This window comes from Aquirufa antheringensis (assembly GCF_023921165.1).
GTDB lineage: Bacteria > Bacteroidota > Bacteroidia > Cytophagales > Spirosomataceae > Aquirufa > Aquirufa antheringensis.
The window spans coordinates 2,093,731-2,117,288 of sequence record NZ_CP049835.1; the positions used below are offsets into that span (position 1 = coordinate 2,093,731).

Genomic DNA, 23,558 nt, shown 5'->3' on the forward strand with positions numbered 1-23,558 from the left:
GAAATAGGTGGCCCTTTTCTTATGGTTTATAATCTATTTAACATAATATAAATTATATAACAAATCAGTATCCAGTAATCAGTATCCAGTAAACTGTATGTTAATTCATCTATACTCTATACTCTTCTAATCTATTTCCTGGCTACTGTCCACTGACTACTGGTTACTGACCTGAAATGTCACTGTAAACTCCGTATAGGAATCCGGTACCGAAACCACCGATATTTGGCCATTGTGTAATTGAACGATGCGTTCAACGAGGGATAATCCGATACCGTATCCCTTGGAGGACGCCGTATTTTCGCCTCTAAAGAACGGTTGGAAGATATACGGCAAATCATTCGCTGGGATGCCTTTTCCTTCGTTTCTCACGAAAATTTGGATGGAATTTCCAGAGTTCTTGAAGCTAACTTGTGCCGATTTTGACGGGCTGAATTTGCAAGCATTCTCCATCAAATTCTTAAGGGCCGTTAAGATTAGTTTGTCATCTGCCTTGATTAATAGCATTTCCTCATCTTCCGGCATATGTGAAGTGTCGATGCTGACTTTATAGGCGGAGTTTAGTTTTTGGGTTAGACTTCTTGCTTCCCAAAGAATTTCATCGATTCTCCATTCATGAAAGCCTGCCTGGCTATCAGATAAGCTTAATTTGTTTAACTCTAACAAGGATTCCGTGATAGCGGCTAATTCTTGGGTGTCTTCTAAGACTGAGCTAATCGTTTTTTTGTAGTCACCTGATTCTCTTTCCTTTAATAAACTCACTTCTAATTGAGAGGATATTTTTGTCAAAGGATTTTTCAATTCGTGCGAAACGTTCGCAATAAAGGTCTTTTGTAATTTAAAGGCGTTCTCAATGCGTTCTAATAGGCGGTTGACCGTAGACACCATCTTCCCTATTTCGTCCTCAAAATCAGGCGATTTGAGGCGTTCTTCCAGGCGTTTGGGTGATAATTTATCAACTTGTTGGATAACTTCAGAGATCGGATTGACTGCTTGACCGGCAAAAAACCAGCCTGATAGTACAACAATGAGGATAAATAAGAGAAATAAGGCGATGAGGATGTTCTTTAAATCTTTGGCATTCTCTGCCGAATATTGATCCACTGCCCCCGCAAAGACGACTAAACGACCCTGTGGAGTGGCGAAAACGGTCCCTAAAACCTCGATATCTTCCCGTTGGAAGGTGATTTCTTGCTTTTGGCGGACTTGTTTAATGAGATCAACATCGATATGAAGATTGATGCTGTCATTCGATGCGTAGATACGCTCGTTGCATAAATCGTAGACCAAAATACTCTCCCGGAATAGTAAATCGCGGTTCGTTTGCCCGATGATCCCCATTAATTTGGAGTCTACTTGGTTTACATTGACCAATAGTTGAGCCGTAGTGTTCGCTTTTTGGCGTAAACGGCTATAAAATTTGTCTTTGTAATTCTCTTGCGTGAAAATGTAGATGATGAAATAGGATACGAATAAAATCGCAGACACGAGGTAGGTAAACTGGTAGGTCAGCCTGGATCTAATCTGCATAATTATTCGTTTTTAAGGATATATCCTCTACCAAATTGAGTGTGAATCAATTTACTTGCAAAGCCTTTATCGACCTTTTTACGCAAATAATTAACATAAACTTCGATCAAATTCGAGCTGTTTTCATCCTCTACTTCCCAAATATTCTCGGCTATTTGAGCCTTCGAAATCACCATTTCCTGGTTTCTTAGAAAGTATTCCAATAATTGAAACTCTTTGGAAGTCAAATTGATGGATTGCCCAGAGCGCGTGACTAATTTACTGATGAGATCCATCTCTAAATCAGCGAATTTCAGCACTTGCGCATCTAATTGGGTTTGTGATGAACGTTTTAATAGGGCCTTGATACGTGCCAAAAACTCCTTAAAATCAAAGGGTTTGCCCAGATAATCATCTGCACCAGCATCAAAACCAAGCAGCTTGTCGTCCGTTGTACTCAAAGCTGTCAGCATTAAAATGGGCGTCTGAATTCCCTCTGCTCTTAATTGTTTACATAATTCAAGTCCATTGATGCCAGGAATAATGATGTCTGATACAATTAAGGAGTAATTATTTCGCAAGGCTAATTGCTTCGCGATGGTTCCGTCATAGGCCACTTCCACCTCATAGCTGTTCTCCTCTAATCCTTGTTTCAAGGATTGAACAGTTTTAGGTTCGTCTTCTATGAGGAGTATTTTGATCATTTTAAGATGGATTTCAGATCCGCTGGAGAGTAATTAATGGACTTTAATACTTTATTATCAGCCTTACGATACACTTTCCAAACACCGTTTTCTTCCTTTATCTCCGCTTCTGTACCATCTTTATCTTGGTAGAATTTCACGGTATATTCTGCTTCTTCTAAGGATGCACAGGCTTTGGACATATTCGAACGCTGTACTTCATTAAATAATTCGACGAATTTTTCACCCATTCCAAACTCCAAAACAGCTCCGGATAAAACATATTGAAGATCACAAAGTGCATCAGCAACCTCCACTAAATCGTTCGCCGCTATCGCTTCTTTTAATTCGTCTAATTCTTCTGCTAAAAGGCTTACACGTAGATTGCAACGTTCGATAGCTGGAATAGCCGGTTGAGCAACGACAGGGGCTCCAAAGGTGTGATGAAATTGTGCTACCTGGTTTAATGAGTCTAATTTTTCCATATAAATGATTAATAGAATAAAATTAATCAATTAATGCGGGGGAAGCAATAAGGTTCAGAACCAGAATGTCGAAAATACAATTGTGCACAAGTGTGGATAACTTGTGGATAACTCAAAAGCAATATGTGGATAAGTCTACTATTTGTTCACAATTCTTATTTTGTTTACACGGGTTTACTTTCAGAGAAAGTACCATCTGTATAAAAAATAAGGACGCGTTCAATCTTTTTAGCGAGATGAGTAGTAGTCGTGGGAGCTGCCACCACCGGTTGACTTGCTTTAGGGCTACTTTCTCTAGGGCGTCTGAGATTCGATTGTACGATCGTTTGTTCAGGTAAACTATTTCTAGGCGATTCTAGAGCTCTAGGTGTAACAGCATCAAAAAGTGATGGAGTGGAAGCGATCGGAGAAGGAGCTGTTTTAGGAGCGGGTGCCGAAATAGATAAATCCCGTTTATCATCTAATAACTCCTCCGCGGGGATTTCAGGGAAAGCGATGAGAATCTTTTGTACAACATCTAAGCTAGGCTTATTTCTGCCCGATAGAATATGAGAAATACTACTGCGAGGAATTCCTAAGGTATCTGCAAACTGAGAGGCACTTAACTTCTTAGCCTGAATTAACAATTCTATTTTTGCGCTTAGATTCATTTTTGTAAACTTGATTAATATGTTACAAATTTAAACAATCTAATCAAGTTTACAAATTGAAATTTAAGCAACAAGTGATAATTTACAAAAGTGACACACAATCAGAATGCAATGCAATCAGTTTACTTTTGTATAATCCTCCAATCGCTTTTTTGAAGTCCTTTTTAGACATACCTAACTGATCGTAGATATCTTCGGCTGGGCTTTTATCGTGTAGATATAGAACACCTTTGTTGTCTTTAATTGCTTGTAATACTTTCTCTACTTGCGCATCTAAACGTATACGTCCTACTGGTTCCAAACGTAAATCCAGGCGTCCGTCTTCGCGTAAGTTTTCGATGTATACAAATGTACGTTGGCCTAATATTACATTTGTAAATATTTCATTTTTGAATAGCATTCCAATTTTACAATTGTCAACTAAGCATTTAATGCCTAAGTCAGTGTATTCAAATGGAACTGCTTCTATTTTTGTACCAGCTGCAAAACGATTCTCCTCATCTTCTATGAAGGCGGGTAAGAAGTTTTCTATTCTAGCTGATGCGACGATGCGATCTGTTTGTGCATCGAGGTATATATAAACGAGGTAGAATTTCCCTACCACCATTTTTTGATACTGTTGACTAAAGGGAACAAATAAGTCTTTTGCTAATCCCCATTCTAGGAATACACCTAATGGAGTAACTGATTTAACCTCCAAATAAGCGAATTGCTTAATAGTGGCGTAGGGTTTTAAGGTGGTGGCGATGATGCGATCTTCCGAGTCACGGTAGATAAATACATCAATCGATGAATCGATTTCATACGTTTCTGGAACGTATTGCAAGGGTAAAAGGATTTCATCTTCGTAACCATCTAAATAGAGGCCAAAAGGTACTTCTTTGATAATACGAAGGTGATTGTATTCACCAATTTTCAATTCATTTTCCATAAAAAAAGCCCGGCTGTGAACCGGGCATTTATTCTTGTTATTAACTAAACGACTACGTTGTTCTCTCTTAATGCTTGATTAAGCGATGTTTTTAAGTCTGTACTTTCTTTTCTTTTACCAATGATTAAGGCGCAAGGTACGCCATACGTTCCTGCTGCAAAACTCTTTTGTATGCTACCGGGAATGACTACTGAGTTTTCTGGTACATAACCAATGTATTCAACGGGCTCTGGGCCTGATACATCGATGATCTTAGAAGAGCCTGTTATCGTAACTCCAGCGCCTAAAACGGCTTTTTTACCAATATGTGCACCTTCCACCACGATACAACGAGAACCAATAAAGGCGCCGTCTTCAATAATGACCGGAGAAGCTTGAGGTGGTTCTAATACGCCACCGATACCTACTCCACCACTTAAGTGTACATGTTTACCAATTTGAGCGCAAGATCCAACCGTAGCCCACGTGTCTACCATGGTTCCTTCATCCACATAGGCACCAATATTTACATAAGAAGGCATTAAGATCGTCCCTTTCGCTAAGAATGCGCCATAACGGGCTACTGCAGGAGGTACGACGCGAACGCCCAGTTCTTTGTAATTAGATTTCAACTTCATTTTATCGTGGAATTCGAAGATACCCACTTCTGAAACGGCCATTTGGCGAATAGGGAAATACATCACGATCGCTTTCTTTACCCATTCGTTCACTTGCCAGCTACCATCAGCTTTAGGTTCTGCAGTACGCAATTCTCCTTTATCCACTAAGTCTACGACTTTTTCAATCGCCTCGATGGTTTCAGCCTTCGAACGAAGCTCCGGGTTGTCCCAGGCAGCTACAATAGTTTTTTCTAATGAATTCATAAAAATGATATGCAATAAATGAAGATGCAAATTAATCAAAAAAGGCTTGTCTTCTCCAGAACGGTGGAAATAAAATCGGTATCTATTGGCTATGAATAGGCAAAATGCCTAAAAAATAGAAATAAATTTAACTTGAACTTTAATAAGTCAATTAGCTGATTATCAGTCAGTTGCACTTCGGTACAAAATTATATTTCGGTAAATTACGCTAGAAAATTAGCTAAAAAGACAAGTGACATTCTGTCACTCTCCTACCCCACCGATCTGGATCGTTTGTTTCTTATGTAAATATGCGAAAAAACTTTTGAATAAAAAACGTATCCGAGTAATTTTTTTCTGCAAAAGTATTTAATTAGCAATAATGCTAAATTTATAATCAATGATTTACTTTTGTAAAATAGGCCCTGTAAACGTTTAATTGGGTTTATTTTATCCTATTGCTCTTGGAATAATACATTTTAAATGCTATATTTGGTCTTTGTATGAAATCAAATTAATTTATTCAATGAAAAAAATTAAAGTTGCTATTAATGGTTTTGGTCGTATCGGTCGACTTACTTTCCGTCGTTTATTGGAAAAAGAAAATGTGGAAATCGTTGCTATTAACGATTTAACTGACAACGCTACTTTGGTACACTTACTAAAGTATGATTCAGTTCATGGTCGTTTTAATGGTACTGTTACTTCTGATGCAGACAGCATTACTGTTAATGGTAACGTGATTAAGGCTTTCGCAGAACGTGATCCTAAGCAATTACCTTGGGGTGCTTTAGGAATCGATGTTGTTTTAGAATCTACTGGTCGTTTCATCGATCAAGAAGGTGCTGGTCAACACTTAGTGGCTGGTGCTCGTAAAGTAATCATCTCCGCTCCTGCTAAAGGTGATATTCCTACAGTCGTTTTAGGTGTTAATGATGATACATTAACAGATGATATGACAATTATCTCTAACGCATCTTGTACAACTAACTGTTTAGCTCCAATGGCTAAAGTGTTAGACGATGCTTTTGGAATTGAAAAAGGATTCATGACTACCGTTCACGCTTATACAGCGGATCAAAACTTACAAGATGCACCTCACTCCGATTTACGTCGTTCTCGTGCTGCAGCTTATTCTATCATCCCTACATCTACAGGGGCTGCTAAAGCGGTAGGTTTAGTTTTACCTCATTTGAAAGGTAAATTAGATGGTAACGCGATGCGTGTTCCTACTCCAGATGGATCTGTTACAGATTTCACGGTAGTATTGAAGAAAGAGGCAACTGTTGCGGAAATCAACGCTGCTTTGAAAGCTGCTGCTGATGGCCCAATGAAAGGTATCTTAGAATTCACTACAGATGAAATCGTTTCTATCGATATCATCGGAAACCAACACTCTTGTATCTTAGATTCTAAGTTAACAACAGCGATGGGTAACTTAGTGAAAGTAGTAGGTTGGTATGATAACGAATTTGGTTATTCATCTCGTGCAGCAGATTTGATCGCTCGCGTAGGTTAATCAACCAATTTGATATAAATGAAAAAGCCTCTCGATCTGAGAGGCTTTTTTTATTTCGAATTTATAGCTCTGAGGTAATTGATGTTAAATCCTTTTTCGTAGAACATCTCCTCGAAGCGTGTTTTGATTCCAAAGTGATCGTCCATCCATTCGGATGTGTATAGATCATTCGTCTTGACGATGACGTCCCATCCATTTTCTGCTAGCGAGCCCTCAGAAAATTCGAAGAAAGGCAAGGAATCTGTTTTTAGGTGAAGAATTCCGCCGGGCTTCAAGATTTTCTTGTAGCGGTTAAGAAAGGTATGAAAAGTGAGGCGGCGTTTCTCATCGCGATCTCGAAGACGTGGGTCCGGAAAAGTAATCCAAATTTCATCGACCTCATTTTCTCCAAACTGTTCGTCTATCTCTTGCATATGGATACGCAAAAATGCAGTGTTTGTTAATTCAAGTTCTCTCGCAGCTCTCCCTCCTTGCGCTAAACGATCTCCTTTGACATCCACCCCAATGAAATTCATATCAGGAAATAGTTTACCTAAGCCATTGGTGTATTCTCCTCGGCCACAGCCGAGTTCAAGTACAAGTTTACTGTCATTTTTAAAGTAATCCGATTTCCATTTATTCGCCAATGTTCCGAAAATAGGTTTCGGGCTTTGGATGACATTGTCCAAGGCGATGGCGAGATTGTATTTGGCTGTTTTTCTTCTGCTCAAGGGTACGCGAATTAAAAGGTAATTTCTCCTACGAGATAGGTAGATCCACAGATGAGAATCCCATCTGAAGGTTTTGAATTTAATTTTGCCAGGGCAATGGCCTCGTTCACGGAAGGAACGACTTTGCCATTCAGTCCTTTAGTTGCTGCTAATTTTTGAAGTTCTAAAGCGGAGATCGCTCTCGGGTTATTTGCTTGGCAAAAATAGTAGCTGGCCTCTGTCGGAAACAAGGTTAAGACCGAATTGATGTCCTTATCTGCCACCATCCCTAGAATAATGGTCAAATGATCGAAACCTTCCTGTTTTATTTGCTGCATAATCTCTGTTATGCCACTTTTGTTATGCCCGGTGTCCGCAATGATTTTAGGGCTTTCGCCTAAAATTTCCCATCTGCCTTGTAAACCCGTATTTAATCGGGTTCGCTCGATTCCGGATTTGATTTTTACAGCTTCTAGGGGAATGATGGATTGAATCTGCTCGCACCAAGCCAAAACACCACTTATGTTTTTTTGCTGGTAATAACCTTTATAAGGGCTATTTACTTTCATTTCACCCCAAGTGGGGCTTGTGAAAGTGAAATCTACAGCGCTAATAATATCTGAAGCAAATTGTAAAGGGGCATTTACGGAGGTAGCTTTGGCTAGAAAAACCTCAGACGTTTCTGGCTGTTTTTCACTGATCGTAACCGGAATCAGAGATTTAATGATTCCAGCCTTTTCTGATGCAATTTTTTCCAACGTATCCCCCAATAAATCTTGGTGGTCAAAACTGATGTTCGTGATCAGGCAAGCCAAAGGTGAAATGATATTCGTTGAATCCAATCGACCGCCTAAGCCCGTTTCAATGATTGCATAATCGACCTGCTGTTCCTTGAAATAGGTGAAGGCCATAATGACGGTCCATTCAAAAAAAGACGGGCGCACAGTTTCAATCAGATTTTGATGGTTCGTGACAAAATCAGCCACCCATTCTTCTGCGACCTGAATACCATTTATTTTAATCCGCTCTGTAAAGGAATGCAGGTGTGGTGAAGTATATAATCCCACCTTGTAACCATGTTCCTGAAGAATAGAGGCCATAAAATGGGAGGAACTCCCCTTTCCATTCGTACCTGCAATATGCAAGGACTTAAATGAATCCTGCGGTTGCCCCATGAGATTACAAAGTGCTTCAATATTGCCTAAACCAGGTTTGTAGGCTTTGGCCCCTTCCCGGTGAAATACCGGCAATTGTGCATATAAAAAGGAAATGGACTCGGAATAATTCATCAGATGCCTATCTTTCTCCTACGCGGAAGGTGATAGACCCGGTCGCCTCTTTCGGGCTTGGGCCTGAAGACGTTTTGATAAATTTAGATTTTTCGATGGCTCTTTTATATTTCTGTGCCAAAGAGTTAGAGAATGAATTCTCCGCAATCACTAATTTGATGATATTTCCGTCTTCATCGATTTTGATTGTGAATCGAATCATACCCGTTTCACCTGTATCATCTTTGACATTCGGACGATTAGCGATTCTCCAGCCAGCAATATTCACAGAAGAGGATCCAGAACCCTCTCCGCTTCCGCCATTACCGGAGTAATTCGTCGAATTGTTGATTTTTCCGTTCGGGCTACCTTTATCCCCTATTTTTCCAGCATCTGGTCCATTGGAATTTCCTCCTGGATTCGGATTGGTGCCTCGAGTACCGTTACTGGTTGTTTTCTTTTTGAATAATGCACCCTCATCGATTTTTTCGACTGGTTCTGGTGTCGGCTTCGTTGAAACGGTAGTAGTCTTTTTTGTATTCTCTGAAATACTAACTGGGCTTTTAACCACGGATGAAATCACCGTTTCTTTCGAGCTAGGTGTCGGTTTCGCTTTCGTAACAGAGGCTACTTCGGTTTCTTTTTCCGCTGGTTGTGATTCGTCGTTATTAGGTAAATCACTCGCTTGATTGTAAGATTGGACATTTCCTCCACCTTCGTCATCAGTTCCATAATTTACTTCGAATCCAGGTTCTGGCAATTCCAGCTTCATTTCTTCTGCGGACCAAATCTTTGCATACCAAAACAACAAGAACAGCAAACCTTGAATCACGATCGTGATAGCCAAAGCTTTCCGTTGGTTTTTGCGTTCTATTGCTTGTTGTTCGATGCGTTGGTTCATATCTTATAGCGCCTTATACACCCAAATGTCTACTTTCTTGGACGCTTTCAATTCAATGGCTTTAGCATATCCTGCATCCATCGAATGCTCTGTGCCTAAACTAATGCGGTAAAATTTCGTCTGCTCGTTCTTAAGTATAATCTCTGCTTGATCGAAACCGCGTGATTTGAACTCCTTAAGTCCTTTTTCGGCTTGTGTTAAGGATTGAAAACTCGCCGCGACTAAATAAATCACCTCTTGATCTGCAGGTGCCTCTACTGAAGCGGGTGTAGCAATCACTTCTTTCTGAACAGTATCTACTTGCACTGGCGTTGGAACCGTAGGTGCCGCAACGGCTACAGGAGTGGCCACTTTTTTCTCGATTTTGATCGGATTTAACGAACTCTGCGATTGATTTCCAGCGGGTTCTGTCAGGAAAAATGCTCCTATTCCCCCTATGATAAAGGCCATTAGCGCATAAACATAAGCGGATCTGCTGACCTTGATGGGTGAAGGTTCCGGAGTATAGCTTGGAAGATCTTCTGCCACCGGCGCTTCTTCCAATACCGTTTTCTTCTCTTTAGGTAATGCGTGTCCTAAGCCCACTGGAAATAGTCCGAAAACGGATAAATCCGCATTAAAATCAGGATTTGGGGAGAATGATAAGCGGTTTTCTGAATTCAAGGTAAACGCTCCTAATTCTCCTATAGTCAAATAGCCTTGAGTGGATATTTGGGATTTTAATTCCTTAGAAATGGCTGTTATTTCAATGGAAGCCTCTTTTTGTGAGATGGACATCTTTTTAGCCCATTCTGTCGTTAAGAAACGATCATCTGTTTTTAGCTTCTCGTTGAAAGCAACGCACTTTCTCTTCGGATAAATCTTACCTTCTTGAGCATTGAACTGAAAATCTTGTGCATTCACTACGAATCCACCAAATTGTGGAATAATCACACATTCGTGATCGTAGAGTAAGTGCTCGAGAAAGGTATAAAATTCAGTCATTCTTAAAATGAATATGCGAGAGTTACTGTAAAGTTAAAACCTTGTGTTGGATAAAATAAATATCGCTGGTAATTTTTTCCTACTATATTATTTGCAGATAAAGTAGCCGTCAATTTCTCTGTAATCGCATACTCCCCTTTTACATTGATATCCACGATGTTATCCAATGTAGTCGCCTTTTGAGTTCTCGGATTGAAGCCGTAAAGACCTCCTAGATAATAGATTTCTGGAGAAACTTTGAATTTAGGAAGCACTGCAATGCTATTTCTCCAAGCGATCTGGATATTAGGACGGTGGTAAGCGTACAAGAAATTACCTAGGTTTCCGTAATTCGTATAATCCACTTGTAAGTCTGATTGGATTTTATCCGTGACTGTCATCTTCATGTTTGCCTGTAAGGAAAGTACTGAAACAGCTGCATCTGCAGTAGAATATTGGATATCAAATTGTGATAGGTCCGCTGCTGAAGCTGTGAAGAAGGCCATTTTAGCATATTCTCCATACGTAGCTTTCAATTCATAAGATACATTGCGCTCGTTTGTTCCCGTTAAACCTCCCGATACCGCCCATTTTTGTTGGGTATTTTGTAAGATGATGGATTGAGAAAGCCAAGGGTTGGTTAACAAGCTACTGTGATAAGAGTTAAACTGGGTATCTCCCTCAAATCCAGCAAATAAACGAATGAAGTCATTTGCACGAAAGCGAACTTGAACGCTTGGGTAAATGCTCAATTCCTCCTCTTGTACCGCATTAATGCCTGCTTGCAGGTTTAAACGAGGTAAAACATCATAAGATAAACTTGGTTTCAAACGGAAGAAATTGCGATTTGTTGACGTATTGCTCGTAAAATTGGATAAGATGGCATCTCCATTGATGCGAAGCGATAATCCTTCCGAAATCGCATAATTTGCCTTTAAGTAAGAAGTTGACATCCACTCTTTAGGGGCTAAATTTCCGGCTAAAGAGGAGAATTCGGTGCCAGCCTGGTAGGAGTATTTCTTGCCTTCTGTTTGGCTGTAGACATCGCCATTGAACTTAATCTGATCGTAACGTACCCCAAACGCATCTTCTGGCGTGTTCGCAGGTATGCTTTCTTTGCCGTAAAAATTCGTCGCGATACGGCGGTAATCCACTGAACCTTTCAATAAGGCTTTAGACCAAAGGGATTGGCTGTAAATTTTCACTTCATTTTCTGAGCGACTGGAAAAGGCATTATCTGTGGGTCCAATCGAGTTTGCGTCGTGATTGATGTACAACCCACGCAATTCTTTAGCCGTAGGATTATAGCCAAAATGTCCATTCAATAAGGTATGGCCATAATTACCAGCTCCGATTTTAATGGAGTTTTTTGCCTTCGAGGCATAAGGGGACTTTAGCTCCTCTCCTGTTCTAGGTCCTAAGACATTCGTTTGAATGCCGGGTAAAACGAGGGATTGCGGCTTGGAAAGGTCAAAATTAAAATCAACTTTATGGTCTTTGCTGTAGTCCGGAATTTCATTCAAGGCCTCAAATGAACGACTCATTATGGGCTGTACCTCAATTTTACGCACCTTTTCCGTGACAAATTCTTCATTTTGGATAGTACCTTCCTTTTTCTGTTGACCAAAACTTAGGATGGAAATCAGGCTGAAAGAGGACGCTAAAACGATTTTGGATGGGAATCTCATATGCATTATTTAGGGAAATAGGTTTTCAAAAGAGCTTTAGCCGCTTCTACGCTTTCTTTGTCCTCTGAATTATCAATAATGGATTTTAAGGTAGCTTTCGCCTGAGCGAGGTTTTTTAATTCGTATAGGTTTTTGGCCAAAATCAAATAGGCCTTCCCTAGCGTCGCATCAGAAACCTCTGCAAATTCATTTCTGAATTTGTCTAGAATCATCTCATTAGAAGTGGCATAATTGCCTTTCGCATTATTCAATTGAATGATATCTAAGTATTTAAGCGCAGCCTCTTCTAGGCCTTCAGCTTCTTTTACGGCAAGCGTGTGGTAATCTGCATAAGCAATCAGGGCTGAATCAAGCTCTTTTAATTGAATGAAGGACTCTAAAATCCGCTTGTTTGAACGTTGAATAACAGTCGAATCGACTCCTTTCTCCTTCAATAATCGGTAATGGCCGATAGCTTCTCTATAGGCTGCAGAATCAAATTCAATATCAGCCACCTTCGTAATGACCGAATTCAATGAAGGGTGTACATTTTGTTCGATGACCTTTTTGTAGAATTGGAAAGCCAAAGCTTTGTTATTCGAGCGGTTAGCCGCATCTGCGATTAAATAGGTCACTTCTGAAACGCGTTCATCCGCTGGGAAATGCTCCACGAATTTCTTCAAAGGCTCGATTGCCTTATCGTATTTCTCCCCTAAATAGATTCCTTTCGCCGCTTGGTACTCTAAATCAGTCTTCTCCTCTTCGTTTAGGCTACCGCTTTGATAGATGCTCAAATAAGCGCTCATCTCTTCTGGACGACCTACTTCATTCAATTCCTCTTGTAAACCGGCTACCGCATCTTTCGCGAAAGCCTCTTTCGAGTATTTCTCGATCACTACCTTGTAATCTGTAATGGCCTTCTCTGGTTGCTTCGAGTTAGAATACGATTGCGCTCTTTTTAAGATGGATTCCGCGTAATAGGGACTGTTCGGTTGATTGTTAATTAAATCAGTGAAGCCCGCAATCGCTTCAGCATATTTACCTGTGCGGAAAGAGATCAAGTTCTCTTGGAAGCTCGCATCATCACCAAACTTCGTATTAGGGAATGACTTTTTCAAAGCCTGGAACGTCGCCTTCGCTTCTGCATCGCGTTCAAGGTAGACTAGCGTGATTCCTTTTTGGTACATCGCATAATCCTTCTCCGTCTTCGCATTTTCAATGGCCTGGTTGTAATAGCTCAAGGCCTCTGTGTAATTTTTAGCCACTAAATAGGTATCCGCTAATCGTAATACGGCATTCGCATTTGCTTTACTAGATGGATTCGCTTTTAATTGATCTACATAGGTCTTGAAATAGGTATTCGCATTCGTGAAATCCTTCACGGAGAAATAGGCATAGGCAATCCCAATGCGGTTTCTTTGTAAAAAATCAGCCGAATGCTTGCCTGAAAGCAAGGGTTTATAGACTAAAATGGCAGCCTCAAAGTCTTTCAATTGAGATAGACATTCCGCCTTTCCAAACGCTGCCTCATCCGTTACATTTTGATTAGCGCCTTGTGAAATTGCTTTGTCAAAGTAGGAAATGGCCTCTTTGTATTGTTCTTTATTGTAGGCCTTGATGCCCAGATTATACGTTAACGTCTGGTAAGCCACTTTCAATTCTTCTGAAACAGGTACTCCAGATTTCATAAAATCGGTGGCTGGAGCTAATTCAGGCAATTTAAGGATAGCATCTGCAGCGAAACTTTGGTAAGCAGCTGTAAAGGAACTGGATGGATAGGTTTTGCCAAATTGCGCAATCGACTTCAATCCTTTCAGCCAATTTCCTAGGTCAATAGCAATGCTGATGGACTTGAATTGGGCTTCTTCTTGTTGATTAGGATCAAAAGCAAGAGCGCCTGATTGATTAAAGGATTCTGCCGCCTCCGTTTTTTTACCCAACTTTAACTGCGCTAAACCTTGTAAATAGTAGGCTTTCTGACCTAGTGAATCTGATTTTAATAATCCGCTGATGGTTTGAATCGCGTCTTCGTATTTATCGATGGAATAGAGTGCGAAGCCTTTCTTGTATGTAGCCGTTTCGTTTTTATGCTCCTTTAAGTAATCGCTGAAACTCTTCGCTGCCTTTGCAAATAGGCCTTTCTTAAATTGAACTTCTGCTACTAACAGGGCTAAATCGGGGTGAGTTGAAATGATTGGCTCCGCATATTTCAATAGTTCATCCCATTGTGCCGTTTGTTGATACGATGAAATCAACCAATAAGGTAAATCTTTGCGGTATTTCGAATGGCCATTGGATTTTTTGAAGTCTGCAATCGCTTCTAGGTAATTCTTTTGTTGGTAATGAATGACACCTGCGTAATAGGCCGCAGAGAAGGCATATTCTTCGTCTGGGTCCGTTTTTACTTCATTGAATAAGGCAAGGGCATTATCGAAATCTTTAGTCTCAAAATAGGCAACGCCTAGTTTATAACGGGCTTCTACGTTTCCTAAAGACGAATTTTCGAGGTAGCGTATCGCTTTTGCATAGTTAGCTACATCATAGAAATACAAACCTATTTTTCTAAATAATAAATTACTCTGTGGTGAATTCGGGTGATTTAAGCTGAAATGATAGCCTAAGACATCGATTTCGGGTTGATTTAAATAAAGCGCACACAATACTTGGTAGTATTCTGCCAAAATCACTTCACTCTTATGTACATCCGTTTGTCTGCCTAAAAAGTTCGCGAATTCTTCGCGGGCTGCGACATAGTTTTGTGCCTCAAAATACTCTTTGCCTAAACTATAATGTATCTGATTGCTCTCAAAAGCCAGAGATTGCTGCGCAAAAGAGGAGAAATGAAGGGATAAAAATAGGACGAGGCAGTAAAAGGAAGATTTAAATACCATAGGTTTATTGTCAATAGTCACGACTAAACAATAATACGATTTTTATGTGAATTAATTGTCCCGTCATTTAGAATTATTTGGAAAAAAATAGCATTTGCTAGACTATACGGCTGATTTTTATAATTTTACTGAAATCTATTTCTCAACAAAAAATAAAATGAATTTAAAACTACTATTCCTTAGTGTTTTCTTGTCTTTTGGCTGTTTTGCCGGTCCGATTAAACACGAAATCAGTATGTCCGAACCTTTCTCTCATTATTTTGAGGTGAAAACAACAGTGGACGTCAGTAAAGAAACCAATTTTTTCGATCTTAAAATGGCAGCCTGGACGCCTGGCTCCTATTTAATTCGGGAATTTGCAAAAAACGTAGAATCGGTTAGCGCTGAATCGAATGGTACTAAAGTCGCTATTTCAAAGATTAGCAAAAATACCTGGCGCATCGCATTAAGTCCAGGTTTAAAGCAAGTTTCTGTGCATTATCGCGTCTATGCCTATGAAATGTCAGTTCGTACTTCTTTCTTAGATGATGCGCACGGCTACATTAACCCGGCGAGTGTATTGATGTATGCCCCTAAATTTGCAGCTCAGCCTCAGGAATTGACGATTGTACCGCACAAAGACTTCAAAAAAGTTTCTACTGCCATGAAAAATGTGGGTGGATTCAATTTCGTGGCGAAGAACCTAGATGAATTGATTGACTCCCCTATCGAGATTGGAAATCACAAGGTTTGGGACTTCAAAGTGAACAATATTCCGCATCAAATTGCCTTTTACGGCCCTGCTAAAGTGGATTCAGTTAAATTTTTAGCAGATGTGCAGAAGATGGCGGAAGAAGCGCAGAAAGTAGTGGGCGAACATCCTTGCGATCATTATTTGTTCATCATTCACAACTTAAATCGCGGTGGTGGCGGTCTAGAGCACTTGTATTCAACGACTTGTCAGGTAACTCGTTCAAATTATGAAACGACAAAGGGCTACCAAGGAATTATGAATTTGTTAGCGCATGAGTATTTCCATCTTTGGAATGTAAAACGTATTCGTCCCAAAGCACTAGGGCCATTTGACTATGAAAATGAGAACTATACCCATAATTTATGGTTCTCAGAGGGCATTACTAGCTATTATGCAGATGTGATTAATCAACGTACTGGTATGGTTTCGACTGGCGAGTACATAAAGGCGTTAGGCGATGAAATTGCGGGTGTAGAGAATACACCGGGTAATCAAGTGGAATCTGCGGCTGAATCGAGCTGGGATGCTTGGATTAAGTATTACCGCCCCAATGAAAACTCACGCAATGCGTCTGTCTCTTATTATGACAAAGGCTCTTTATTAGGCGGTGTTTTGAATATGTGGATCATTCAGCAAACGAAGGGCACGAAATGCTTGGATGATGTATTTAAGTTCTTATACCAAACCTATTACCTAAAAGCAGGTCGCGGATTTACGGATCAAGAATTAGAGGATGCTTTCTCTAAAGTGGCAGGTACATCAGCAGCGGAGTTCTTTAAAACGCATATTTATGGTGTGAAGACCCCAGCTTATGCTTCAATGTTCAAGGCTTTTGGCTATCAATTTTCGGATGCAAATGTAACTAAAACGGTTCCTTACATAGGAGTTGGTATTGTTGCTGGACGTGTTACTTCGGTATACAAAGGTGGGGCAGCTTATGTGGCTGGCTTGAACGTAGGTGATGAAGTATTGAAAGTGAATGGGGCTGACTTCCCAGGAATCGATAAATTGTTAGCGGATAAGAAACCGGGGGACTCGTTAGTGTTCTCTGTTAAAAGAGATGGAATGGAGCGTACGTTCTTAGTGGCCGTACAACAAACACCATTAAAGTCTTTTGTAATTGAATCAGAGGCTACACCGACAGAAGCGCAATTGAAATTACGCCATAAATGGTTAGGCGGGAATTAATCAGCCTGTTTAGCCATTTCGGCATACATGTTTTTAAAGGTCTGTAAGACGAAATCTTGAAAGGAGGAGCTGGATACCAGCTCCTCTATTTCATTTTGGGAAGAAAAGTCCATCACTGAATACTTATAGCTCTGCTCTAGATGCGGAGTCTCAAATTTCACGATGTATTTTGAATTCCACTCAAAAAGGGAGATTCGCATCTGTGGATGGCTTATTTCCTTGATAAAATGCATTAGTCTTGAATGATTTTAACGCTTTGGATTTTATCTCCTTCACGTACTAAATCGATTACGTCTAATCCTTCTACTACTTTACCAAAACACGTGTGTTTACGATCTAAGTGTGCCGTATTGTTACGAGAGTGGCAGATAAAGAATTGAGAACCACCTGTGTTAGGTCCACGGTGAGCCATCGATAAAACGCCACGATCGTGGAACTGGTTGTTTCCGGTTAATTCGCAAGGAATCGTGTAGCCTGGGCCACCTGCTCCAGTTCCGTCTGGACAACCTCCTTGGATCACGAAATCATTGATGACGCGGTGAAAAGTAATTCCATCATAAAAGCCTTTTTCAGCTAAGTCGATGAAGTTTTTAACGTGGATAGGTGCATCCTCTGTGTAGAATTCGATTTTCATTAACCCTTTATCGGTTAACATTTCTGCGTATGCCATAATTTTACATTTAATTAAGCTACAAAGATGCGAATGAAATTTGAATTATTTAAATTGAACTTTCTTTTAGATCGATGAAATACCTACTATTCTTTTTTGCCTCTTTGTTCCTTTTGAGTTGTTCCACTTCTTCTGAAGAAGAGAAACGTGAATCAAGCGCCTTCTTTTTGCGTGGAAATGCGAAATGGAAAGAAAAAGAATACCACGAAGCGATTAAATGGTATTCAGAAGCGATCGAAATACGTCCAGATTTCTCAGATGCCTATTACAATCGGGGTTTAGTGTACCAAATCTTAGAGAAGAATGACGAGGCTTTAGCAGACTTTACGAAGGCGACGGAATTAGATGTAAAATTCGCTCCAGCCCTCTTTAAGAAGGCCGAAATGCTACAAACCTTGCAACAATCAGAGCAAGCCGCAACCGCTGTAGAATTATTAGTTAAAATTTTTCCTGATTCTGCCGCTAATTGGACATTAAAAGGGGATATTTTGCTTCAAAAAGCTGATTTATCAGGTTCTTTATCTTCATACGAACGTTCATTGGCACTTGATTCAACTTCGATTGAAACCTTGATCAATAAGGGCGTCGTATTGCAGGAGATGAATGAAATAGATTTAGCGGAAGCGGTTTTCAAGAAAGCATTAAAATCAGGTAAATACACTGATTTGCTCAATAATAACCTGGGTTACCTCGCTATTCAGCGAATGCAATGGGATTTAGCCGCTTCTTATGTCAAGAAGGCGTTAGAAAAAGATCCTAAAAATGAGTTGTATCTAAAGAATTGGGCCAAAATTCAGGCTAAATCAAGCCTTAAATAAGGCCATATACTTTTTCAATTCTGCCGCGTTTTCGATCGAATTCGTGTGAATTTCTAACAGCGCAGGGCCTTGGTTGTGAAGAAATGCGTTAAGGTCTAATTCACTTGGGTTCGAAGCAGAAAAATAGTTGATTCCGGCATCTTTAGCTGTATTTTCAGCGGTAAACCCTTGACGCGTTTCCATAAACTCATCCAGTTCTGGCAGGTCTTTCGCTCCATCTAGATTGCGGAAAATGCCCCCACCCCCATTATTAAAGACGATGATGCGCAAATTTGCTGGAATGTAGTGATTCCAAAGGGCATTGCGATCGTATTGAAAGGCCACATCCCCAATAATGGAGATGCATAATTTGTCCGTTTTTTGAGCGGCACCTACGGCTGTACTTAAGCAACCATCGATTCCAGAAGTGCCTCGATTAGAGTATACTTCGGTTTTTATGAATTTTGCCAAAGTCCAGTTAATGTATCTGACAGCTAATGAGTTAGCAATATGAACTTCAGCCTCCTTTTGTTCAATCGCTTCGGTTACTTGGTTATACAGATGTAATTCCGTCCAACTGGGATTAGCAAAAAACTCGGTTTGCTTAGAGTCAATTTTGGCTGAATTCCAGCTATTCCAAGTTTTCGAACTCCACTCGGCACCTTCCATAAAGCTATTTGAATCCGTATTTACCACGTCAGTCAAACACAAGAAGGGATCCGGTCTTCCGATCGGATTCGGATGAATGAGCCACGATTGCTTCGGCTTGTGAGTGCGTAAAAACTGCTTAATTCGCTTGGAAACAAAGGATTTACCGAAGTGAATGTGCAAATCAGGTTGCAAAGCTGGCCATACGGATTCGTCAGCTAAGAGTAAATCGTGTCCAATCGTACTGCCACAATTAGACGTCGCATCTCCTATCACCGGAATCCCATAAGCCGAAAGTGTTTCGAAGATCGAATTATCTTCCATTTGACCTACGGTCACTAGGATTTTTTCAGCTGAGGCGATAGCTTGATTAAAATAACTAAAATCTACTTTATACTCTCTACTCTCTACTCTATACTCTATACTCTCTACTCTCCCCACTTCAACTTTAGGGATAACTTCACCTACAGATGGATAAAACGGCTCACTAATCGGCACATTAATCTGCACGGGGCCTTTTGGTTCCGCCATAGCCGTCAATGGTGCAGAAGTGCAATCATCCGTTTCAAAGTCAAAAAAGGCTTTTGCGTGTTTCCCAAATAGGTTTTCTTGGTAGATCGTCTGTCCATCCCATTGTCCGATCCATTCCTTGGGACGATCTGCTGTTAAAACAATCAGCGGAACTTCTTGGAAGAAGGCTTCGACAACGGCTGGGGCAAAATTTAATCCGGCTGAGCCTGATGTGCAGCAAATAACGACAGGACGTCCTGTTTTCAGGGCGATTCCTAAGCCAAAAAATCCCGCCGAACGTTCATCTGCAATGGAATAGCATTTGAAACCGCCGTGGCGGGTTAAGGCAATCATTAAAGGGGCATTTCTGGATCCTGGGCATATAACCGCCTCATTTACACCTTGTTGGTATAAAGAGTCCACTAGTTCGATGATGCCTTTTGGAAATGCCATAGCAAAAAAAAGCCTCATAAGAGGCTTTAAAAATTATCCAAGATATGTTTTTAGTGCTTTGCTTCGAGAAGTGTGTCGTAAACGACGAATCGCTTTCTCTTTAATTTGTCTTACACGCTCACGCGTTAAATTAAATTTCTCGCCGATCTCTTCTAAAGTCATTGCGTGTTCGCCATTTAAGCCGAAATACAAAGTAACCACATCCGCCTCGCGTTGAGTTAAGGTAGATAAAGCGCGTTGTACCTCACGACGAAGGGAATCGTTGATCAAACCAGAATCTGGCTTGTCTTCAGAATCATTCTCTAATACGTCTAAAAGCGAGTTTTCTTCTCCTTGAACGAAAGGTGCATCCATAGAAACGTGACGACCTGAAATTTTCAAGGTATCCACTACTTCGCCGGTTGAGATCTCTAAAACCTCTGCTAATTCTTCTGGTGAAGGCTCACGCTCGAATTTTTGCTCTAATTCAGAGAATGTTTTTGAAATCTTGTTCAAAGAACCTACTCTATTTAAAGGCAAACGTACGATTCGCGATTGCTCCGCTAAGGCTTGAAGGATCGATTGACGAATCCACCAAACGGCGTAGGAGATAAATTTAAATCCACGAGTTTCATCAAAACGCTGTGCTGCTTTGATCAAACCTAAGTTTCCTTCATTAATTAAGTCACCTAAGCTAAGACCTTGGTTTTGGTATTGTTTTGCAACGGATACCACGAAACGAAGGTTCGCTTTTGTTAAACGCTCTAAAGACAATTGATCTCCATCACGGATTTTCTGCGCGAGAATTACCTCTTCATCCGGAGTCAATAAATCGACTTTACCGATCTCTTGAAGGTATTTATCTAGAGATTGACTTTCCCTGTTGGTAATTTGTTTGCTAATTTTTAGCTGTCTCATAAGATCTTACAACAGAATGAAAGCGTCGCGCACGAATGCGCGACGCTTGAATAAACATTTTTATTATTCAGCTGAAGCAGCTGGAGCCTCTGGTTTTTCTGGCTTAGGTAAAAGAACCTTAGCAGATAAACGGAATTTGCCCGTTTTCTTATCTACCTCGACTAATTTAACCTTGATTTTATCTCCTTCTTTGAAAACACCGTCCATCGTGTCGATGCGATCCCATGAAATCTCAGAGATATGTAATAAACCATCTTTACCCGGTAAAAATTCCACAAAAGCTCCGAATGCTTGAATATTCTTCACTTTTCCTTCATAAACCTCTCCTACTTCCGGTAAAGTAACGATTCCACGAACCATACTTACCGCTTTCGCCATGGCATCTCCGTTAGAAGAGAAGATACTTACGTATCCACCGTCTTCTTTTTCTTCGATGGTAACGGTTGCACCTGATTGTTTTTGGATATCTTGAACGACTTTACCACCTGGTCCGATTACGGATCCGATTTGGTCTTTCATAATCTTGATAACCGTAGCACGAGGAGTTTGAGGTTTGAAATCTTCTCTCACGGCTGGCATCGCCTTCTTCATCTCGTTTAAGATGTGTAAACGACCTTCTTTCGCTTGAGTTAACGCTTCTGCTAATACTTCGTAAGATAAACCTTGAACTTTGATGTCCATTTGGCAAGCGGTGATACCGTTCTCCGTACCCGTTACCTTAAAGTCCATATCGCCTAAGTGATCCTCATCACCTAAGATATCAGATAATACAGCGTATTTACCTGTTTTTGAATCAGAAATTAATCCCATCGCGATACCTGACACTGGAGCTTTGATTTTTACACCTGCATCCATTAAGGCCAAAGTACCTGCGCAAACTGTCGCCATAGAAGACGAACCGTTTGATTCTAGGATATCAGAAACGATACGTAAGGTATAAGGGAAGTCTTCCATTTTAGGTAAAACCTTCTTAATCGCACGCATCGCTAAGTTTCCGTGACCTACTTCACGACGACCTACTCCACGGTTTGGTTTAACCTCACCTGTTGAGAAGCCTGGGAAGTTGTAGTGCAACATAAATTTGTTGTACCCTTGAGTCATTGGTTGGTCGATGATTTGCTCATCCATTTTCGTACCTAATGTAACGGTAGTCAAGGATTGAGTTTCACCACGAGTGAAAACAGACGAACCGTGAGGAGTAGGTAAATAATCTACTTCACAGGTGATTTGACGGATTTCATTCAATTTACGACCATCTAAACGGTAGCGCTCTTGCAATACTAATTGACGAGCAGCTTCTTTTTCGATATCGTGTAAATACGTTTTTGCCATTGAAAGGTTCACTAAGTGATCTTCAGGCAACGTAGCAATGTACTCATCAACTATCGCCTTGAAACCAGCTTTACGCTCGTCTTTCTTCGGATTCGCTAATTTTGCAACCGCTAAGTATTTATCGTAGTAGTTTTTCCACAATTCAGCACGCAACTCTTCGTTGTGTGATTCGTGTGAGTAGCTACGTTTTTCTGTTTTGCCACAAGCTACGGTCAATTCATTCAATGCAGCGCATTGGATTTTGATCGCGTCGTGTGCAATACGTAAAGCCTCTAGCATTTCGGTTTCAGAAACTTCGTCTCCTTCTCCTTCTACCATCAAAATATCGTTTGCGTTTGCCGCTACTAATAATTCTAAGGAAGCACCTGCTAATTCGCTAACGCTTGGGTTTACTTTATATTCACCGTTGATTTTCGCTACGCGAACTTCTGAGATAGGACCATTGAATGGAATATCGGATACGGCCAAAGCTGCAGCTGCCGCTAAACCGACAAATGCATCTGGTAATACTTCTGAATCTGCTGAGATCAAGTTAATTAGTACTTGAACATCTGCGTGGTAATCATCTGGGAAAGTAGGGCGCAATGCGCGGTCTACTAAACGAGAGATCAAGATTTCGTAATCAGAAAGGCGCGCCTCTCTTTTTAAGAATGATCCTGGAATACGTCCATTTGACGCAAATTTTTCTTGATAGTCTACTGATAAAGGAAGGAAATCAACTCCTTCTTTGGCCTCTTTGTTAGCCACTACAGTAGCTAACAACATCATATTTCCTGATTTGACTACGACTGCTCCGTCCGCTTGCTTGGCTAATTTGCCTGTTTCAATCGAGACTTCTTTGCCGTCAGGCATTGAAATATGCTTTGTAATGATGTTAAATGACATACGTTTCTGAATAAATTTCACGCAACCTCGCGTGATTTAAGATGTTGTTTGAACAGTTCAAACGTTTACAGCGGGGAAATAAAAGAGGGCTCCATCGAAATGAAGCCCTTTTTTATCTTATTTACGAATACCTAACTCCGCGATGATCGCACGGTAACGTGAGATATCTGTACGTGTTAAATAATCAAGCAAGCTACGACGCTTACCTACTAATTTTAAAAGTCCTAAGCGTGTGCTGTGGTCTTTCTTGTTTTTCTTAAGGTGCTCAGTCAAGTGATTGATTCTGTACGTGAATAACGCAATTTGCGATTCAGAAGAACCAGTATCGATCTTAGACTTTGCTTTACCTTTTGCTTCGAAAATTTCTTGTTTTTTCTCAGGTGACAAATACATCTTTTACCAGTTTAAGTTTAAAATATTTATTGAATTTGCAAAAGTACTCTTTTT

Annotated in this window: 21 protein-coding genes; 3 read left to right on the forward strand and 18 right to left on the reverse strand. The window is 40.4% G+C overall.

Going from position 1 to position 23,558, the window contains the following annotated elements; all coding sequences use genetic code 11:
* Window positions 1-156: 156 nt before the first annotated feature.
* The 6 genes from G9X63_RS09440 to G9X63_RS09465 form a co-directional block, all read right to left on the reverse strand.
* Window positions 157-1,530 (reverse strand): sensor histidine kinase, encoded by a 1,374-nt coding sequence (locus tag G9X63_RS09440; protein ID WP_252622727.1) that lies wholly within the window; start codon window positions 1,528-1,530, stop codon window positions 157-159.
* Window positions 1,531-1,532: 2 nt separating this feature from the next.
* Window positions 1,533-2,210 carry a response regulator transcription factor gene (locus G9X63_RS09445; protein ID WP_130896525.1) on the reverse strand — a complete coding sequence of 226 codons (678 nt, stop codon included), beginning with the start codon at window positions 2,208-2,210 and terminating at the stop codon, window positions 1,533-1,535.
* Window positions 2,210-2,677, reverse strand: a complete 468-nt coding sequence (locus tag G9X63_RS09450; protein WP_130923812.1) for a pyrophosphohydrolase domain-containing protein — start codon at window positions 2,675-2,677, stop codon at window positions 2,210-2,212. The genes G9X63_RS09445 and G9X63_RS09450 overlap by 1 nt, the downstream gene beginning before the upstream one ends.
* 164 nt (window positions 2,678-2,841) lie before the next feature.
* Window positions 2,842-3,327: a helix-turn-helix domain-containing protein gene (locus G9X63_RS09455; protein ID WP_130923811.1), complete on the reverse strand. Its 486-nt coding sequence runs from the start codon at window positions 3,325-3,327 to the stop codon at window positions 2,842-2,844.
* Window positions 3,328-3,409: 82 nt separating this feature from the next.
* Window positions 3,410-4,258, reverse strand: coding sequence for a CvfB family protein (locus G9X63_RS09460; RefSeq protein WP_252622729.1), 849 nt, complete (start codon window positions 4,256-4,258; stop codon window positions 3,410-3,412).
* Window positions 4,259-4,302: 44 nt separating this feature from the next.
* Window positions 4,303-5,121: a 2,3,4,5-tetrahydropyridine-2,6-dicarboxylate N-succinyltransferase gene (locus tag G9X63_RS09465; protein WP_130896437.1), complete on the reverse strand. Its 819-nt coding sequence runs from the start codon at window positions 5,119-5,121 to the stop codon at window positions 4,303-4,305.
* Window positions 5,122-5,626: 505 nt separating this feature from the next.
* Between G9X63_RS09465 and gap the strand changes: the two genes are divergently transcribed.
* Window positions 5,627-6,619 (forward strand): type I glyceraldehyde-3-phosphate dehydrogenase, encoded by a 993-nt coding sequence (gene gap / locus G9X63_RS09470; RefSeq protein WP_130923809.1) that lies wholly within the window; start codon window positions 5,627-5,629, stop codon window positions 6,617-6,619.
* A gap of 50 nt (window positions 6,620-6,669) precedes the next feature.
* On the opposite strand, the gene trmB is transcribed toward gap, so the two are convergent.
* From trmB to G9X63_RS09500, 6 genes are read right to left on the reverse strand one after another with little or no spacing between them, the layout of a single operon-like run.
* Window positions 6,670-7,329 (reverse strand): tRNA (guanosine(46)-N7)-methyltransferase TrmB, encoded by a 660-nt coding sequence (trmB, locus tag G9X63_RS09475; protein ID WP_252622731.1) that lies wholly within the window; start codon window positions 7,327-7,329, stop codon window positions 6,670-6,672.
* 11 nt (window positions 7,330-7,340) lie between these two features.
* Window positions 7,341-8,597: a bifunctional folylpolyglutamate synthase/dihydrofolate synthase gene (locus tag G9X63_RS09480; RefSeq protein WP_252622733.1), complete on the reverse strand. Its 1,257-nt coding sequence runs from the start codon at window positions 8,595-8,597 to the stop codon at window positions 7,341-7,343.
* Between the two features lie 7 nt (window positions 8,598-8,604).
* On the reverse strand, window positions 8,605-9,477 hold the full coding sequence (locus G9X63_RS09485) for a hypothetical protein (protein WP_130896445.1): 873 nt from the start codon (window positions 9,475-9,477) through the stop codon (window positions 8,605-8,607).
* 3 nt (window positions 9,478-9,480) lie between these two features.
* Window positions 9,481-10,461 carry an HU domain-containing protein gene (locus tag G9X63_RS09490; protein WP_252622734.1) on the reverse strand — a complete coding sequence of 327 codons (981 nt, stop codon included), beginning with the start codon at window positions 10,459-10,461 and terminating at the stop codon, window positions 9,481-9,483.
* A 2-nt stretch (window positions 10,462-10,463) separates the two neighbouring features.
* Window positions 10,464-12,128, reverse strand: coding sequence for a hypothetical protein (locus G9X63_RS09495; RefSeq protein ID WP_252622737.1), 1,665 nt, complete (start codon window positions 12,126-12,128; stop codon window positions 10,464-10,466).
* Window positions 12,129-12,133: 5 nt separating this feature from the next.
* Window positions 12,134-14,998, reverse strand: coding sequence for a tetratricopeptide repeat protein (locus G9X63_RS09500; RefSeq protein ID WP_252622739.1), 2,865 nt, complete (start codon window positions 14,996-14,998; stop codon window positions 12,134-12,136).
* A gap of 157 nt (window positions 14,999-15,155) precedes the next feature.
* Here G9X63_RS09500 and G9X63_RS09505 point away from each other — a divergent pair, with 157 nt between their 5' ends.
* The gene (locus G9X63_RS09505; RefSeq protein ID WP_252622741.1) at window positions 15,156-16,919 is read left to right on the forward strand and encodes a M61 family metallopeptidase; all 1,764 of its coding nucleotides are present in this window, start codon (window positions 15,156-15,158) and stop codon (window positions 16,917-16,919) included.
* Here the strand turns inward: G9X63_RS09505 and G9X63_RS09510 are convergent.
* Window positions 16,916-17,152 (reverse strand): hypothetical protein, encoded by a 237-nt coding sequence (locus G9X63_RS09510; protein ID WP_130896454.1) that lies wholly within the window; start codon window positions 17,150-17,152, stop codon window positions 16,916-16,918. The genes G9X63_RS09505 and G9X63_RS09510 overlap by 4 nt on opposite strands.
* Entirely contained in the window at window positions 17,152-17,589 is a 438-nt protein-coding gene (locus tag G9X63_RS09515) for a peptidylprolyl isomerase (protein WP_130896456.1), read from the reverse strand. Before G9X63_RS09515 ends, G9X63_RS09510 begins: the two co-directional genes overlap by 1 nt.
* Window positions 17,590-17,663: 74 nt before the next feature.
* Between G9X63_RS09515 and G9X63_RS09520 the strand changes: the two genes are divergently transcribed.
* A complete protein-coding gene (locus tag G9X63_RS09520) occupies window positions 17,664-18,407 on the forward strand; it encodes a tetratricopeptide repeat protein (RefSeq protein WP_252622743.1) in 744 nt (247 codons plus the stop codon).
* On the opposite strand, the gene menD is transcribed toward G9X63_RS09520, so the two are convergent.
* The 4 genes from menD to rpsO all read right to left on the reverse strand — a co-directional run bounded on the left by menD (window position 18,393) and on the right by rpsO (window position 23,504).
* Window positions 18,393-19,997, reverse strand: coding sequence for a 2-succinyl-5-enolpyruvyl-6-hydroxy-3-cyclohexene-1-carboxylic-acid synthase (gene menD / locus G9X63_RS09525; RefSeq protein ID WP_252622745.1), 1,605 nt, complete (start codon window positions 19,995-19,997; stop codon window positions 18,393-18,395). The genes G9X63_RS09520 and menD overlap by 15 nt on opposite strands.
* 33 nt (window positions 19,998-20,030) lie before the next feature.
* Entirely contained in the window at window positions 20,031-20,894 is an 864-nt protein-coding gene (locus tag G9X63_RS09530; RefSeq protein ID WP_109323139.1) for a sigma-70 family RNA polymerase sigma factor, read from the reverse strand.
* Window positions 20,895-20,957: 63 nt separating this feature from the next.
* Entirely contained in the window at window positions 20,958-23,111 is a 2,154-nt protein-coding gene (gene pnp / locus G9X63_RS09535; RefSeq protein ID WP_130923801.1) for a polyribonucleotide nucleotidyltransferase, read from the reverse strand.
* Window positions 23,112-23,228: 117 nt separating this feature from the next.
* Entirely contained in the window at window positions 23,229-23,504 is a 276-nt protein-coding gene (gene rpsO, locus G9X63_RS09540) for a 30S ribosomal protein S15 (protein WP_130896464.1), read from the reverse strand.
* Window positions 23,505-23,558 lie beyond the last annotated feature (54 nt).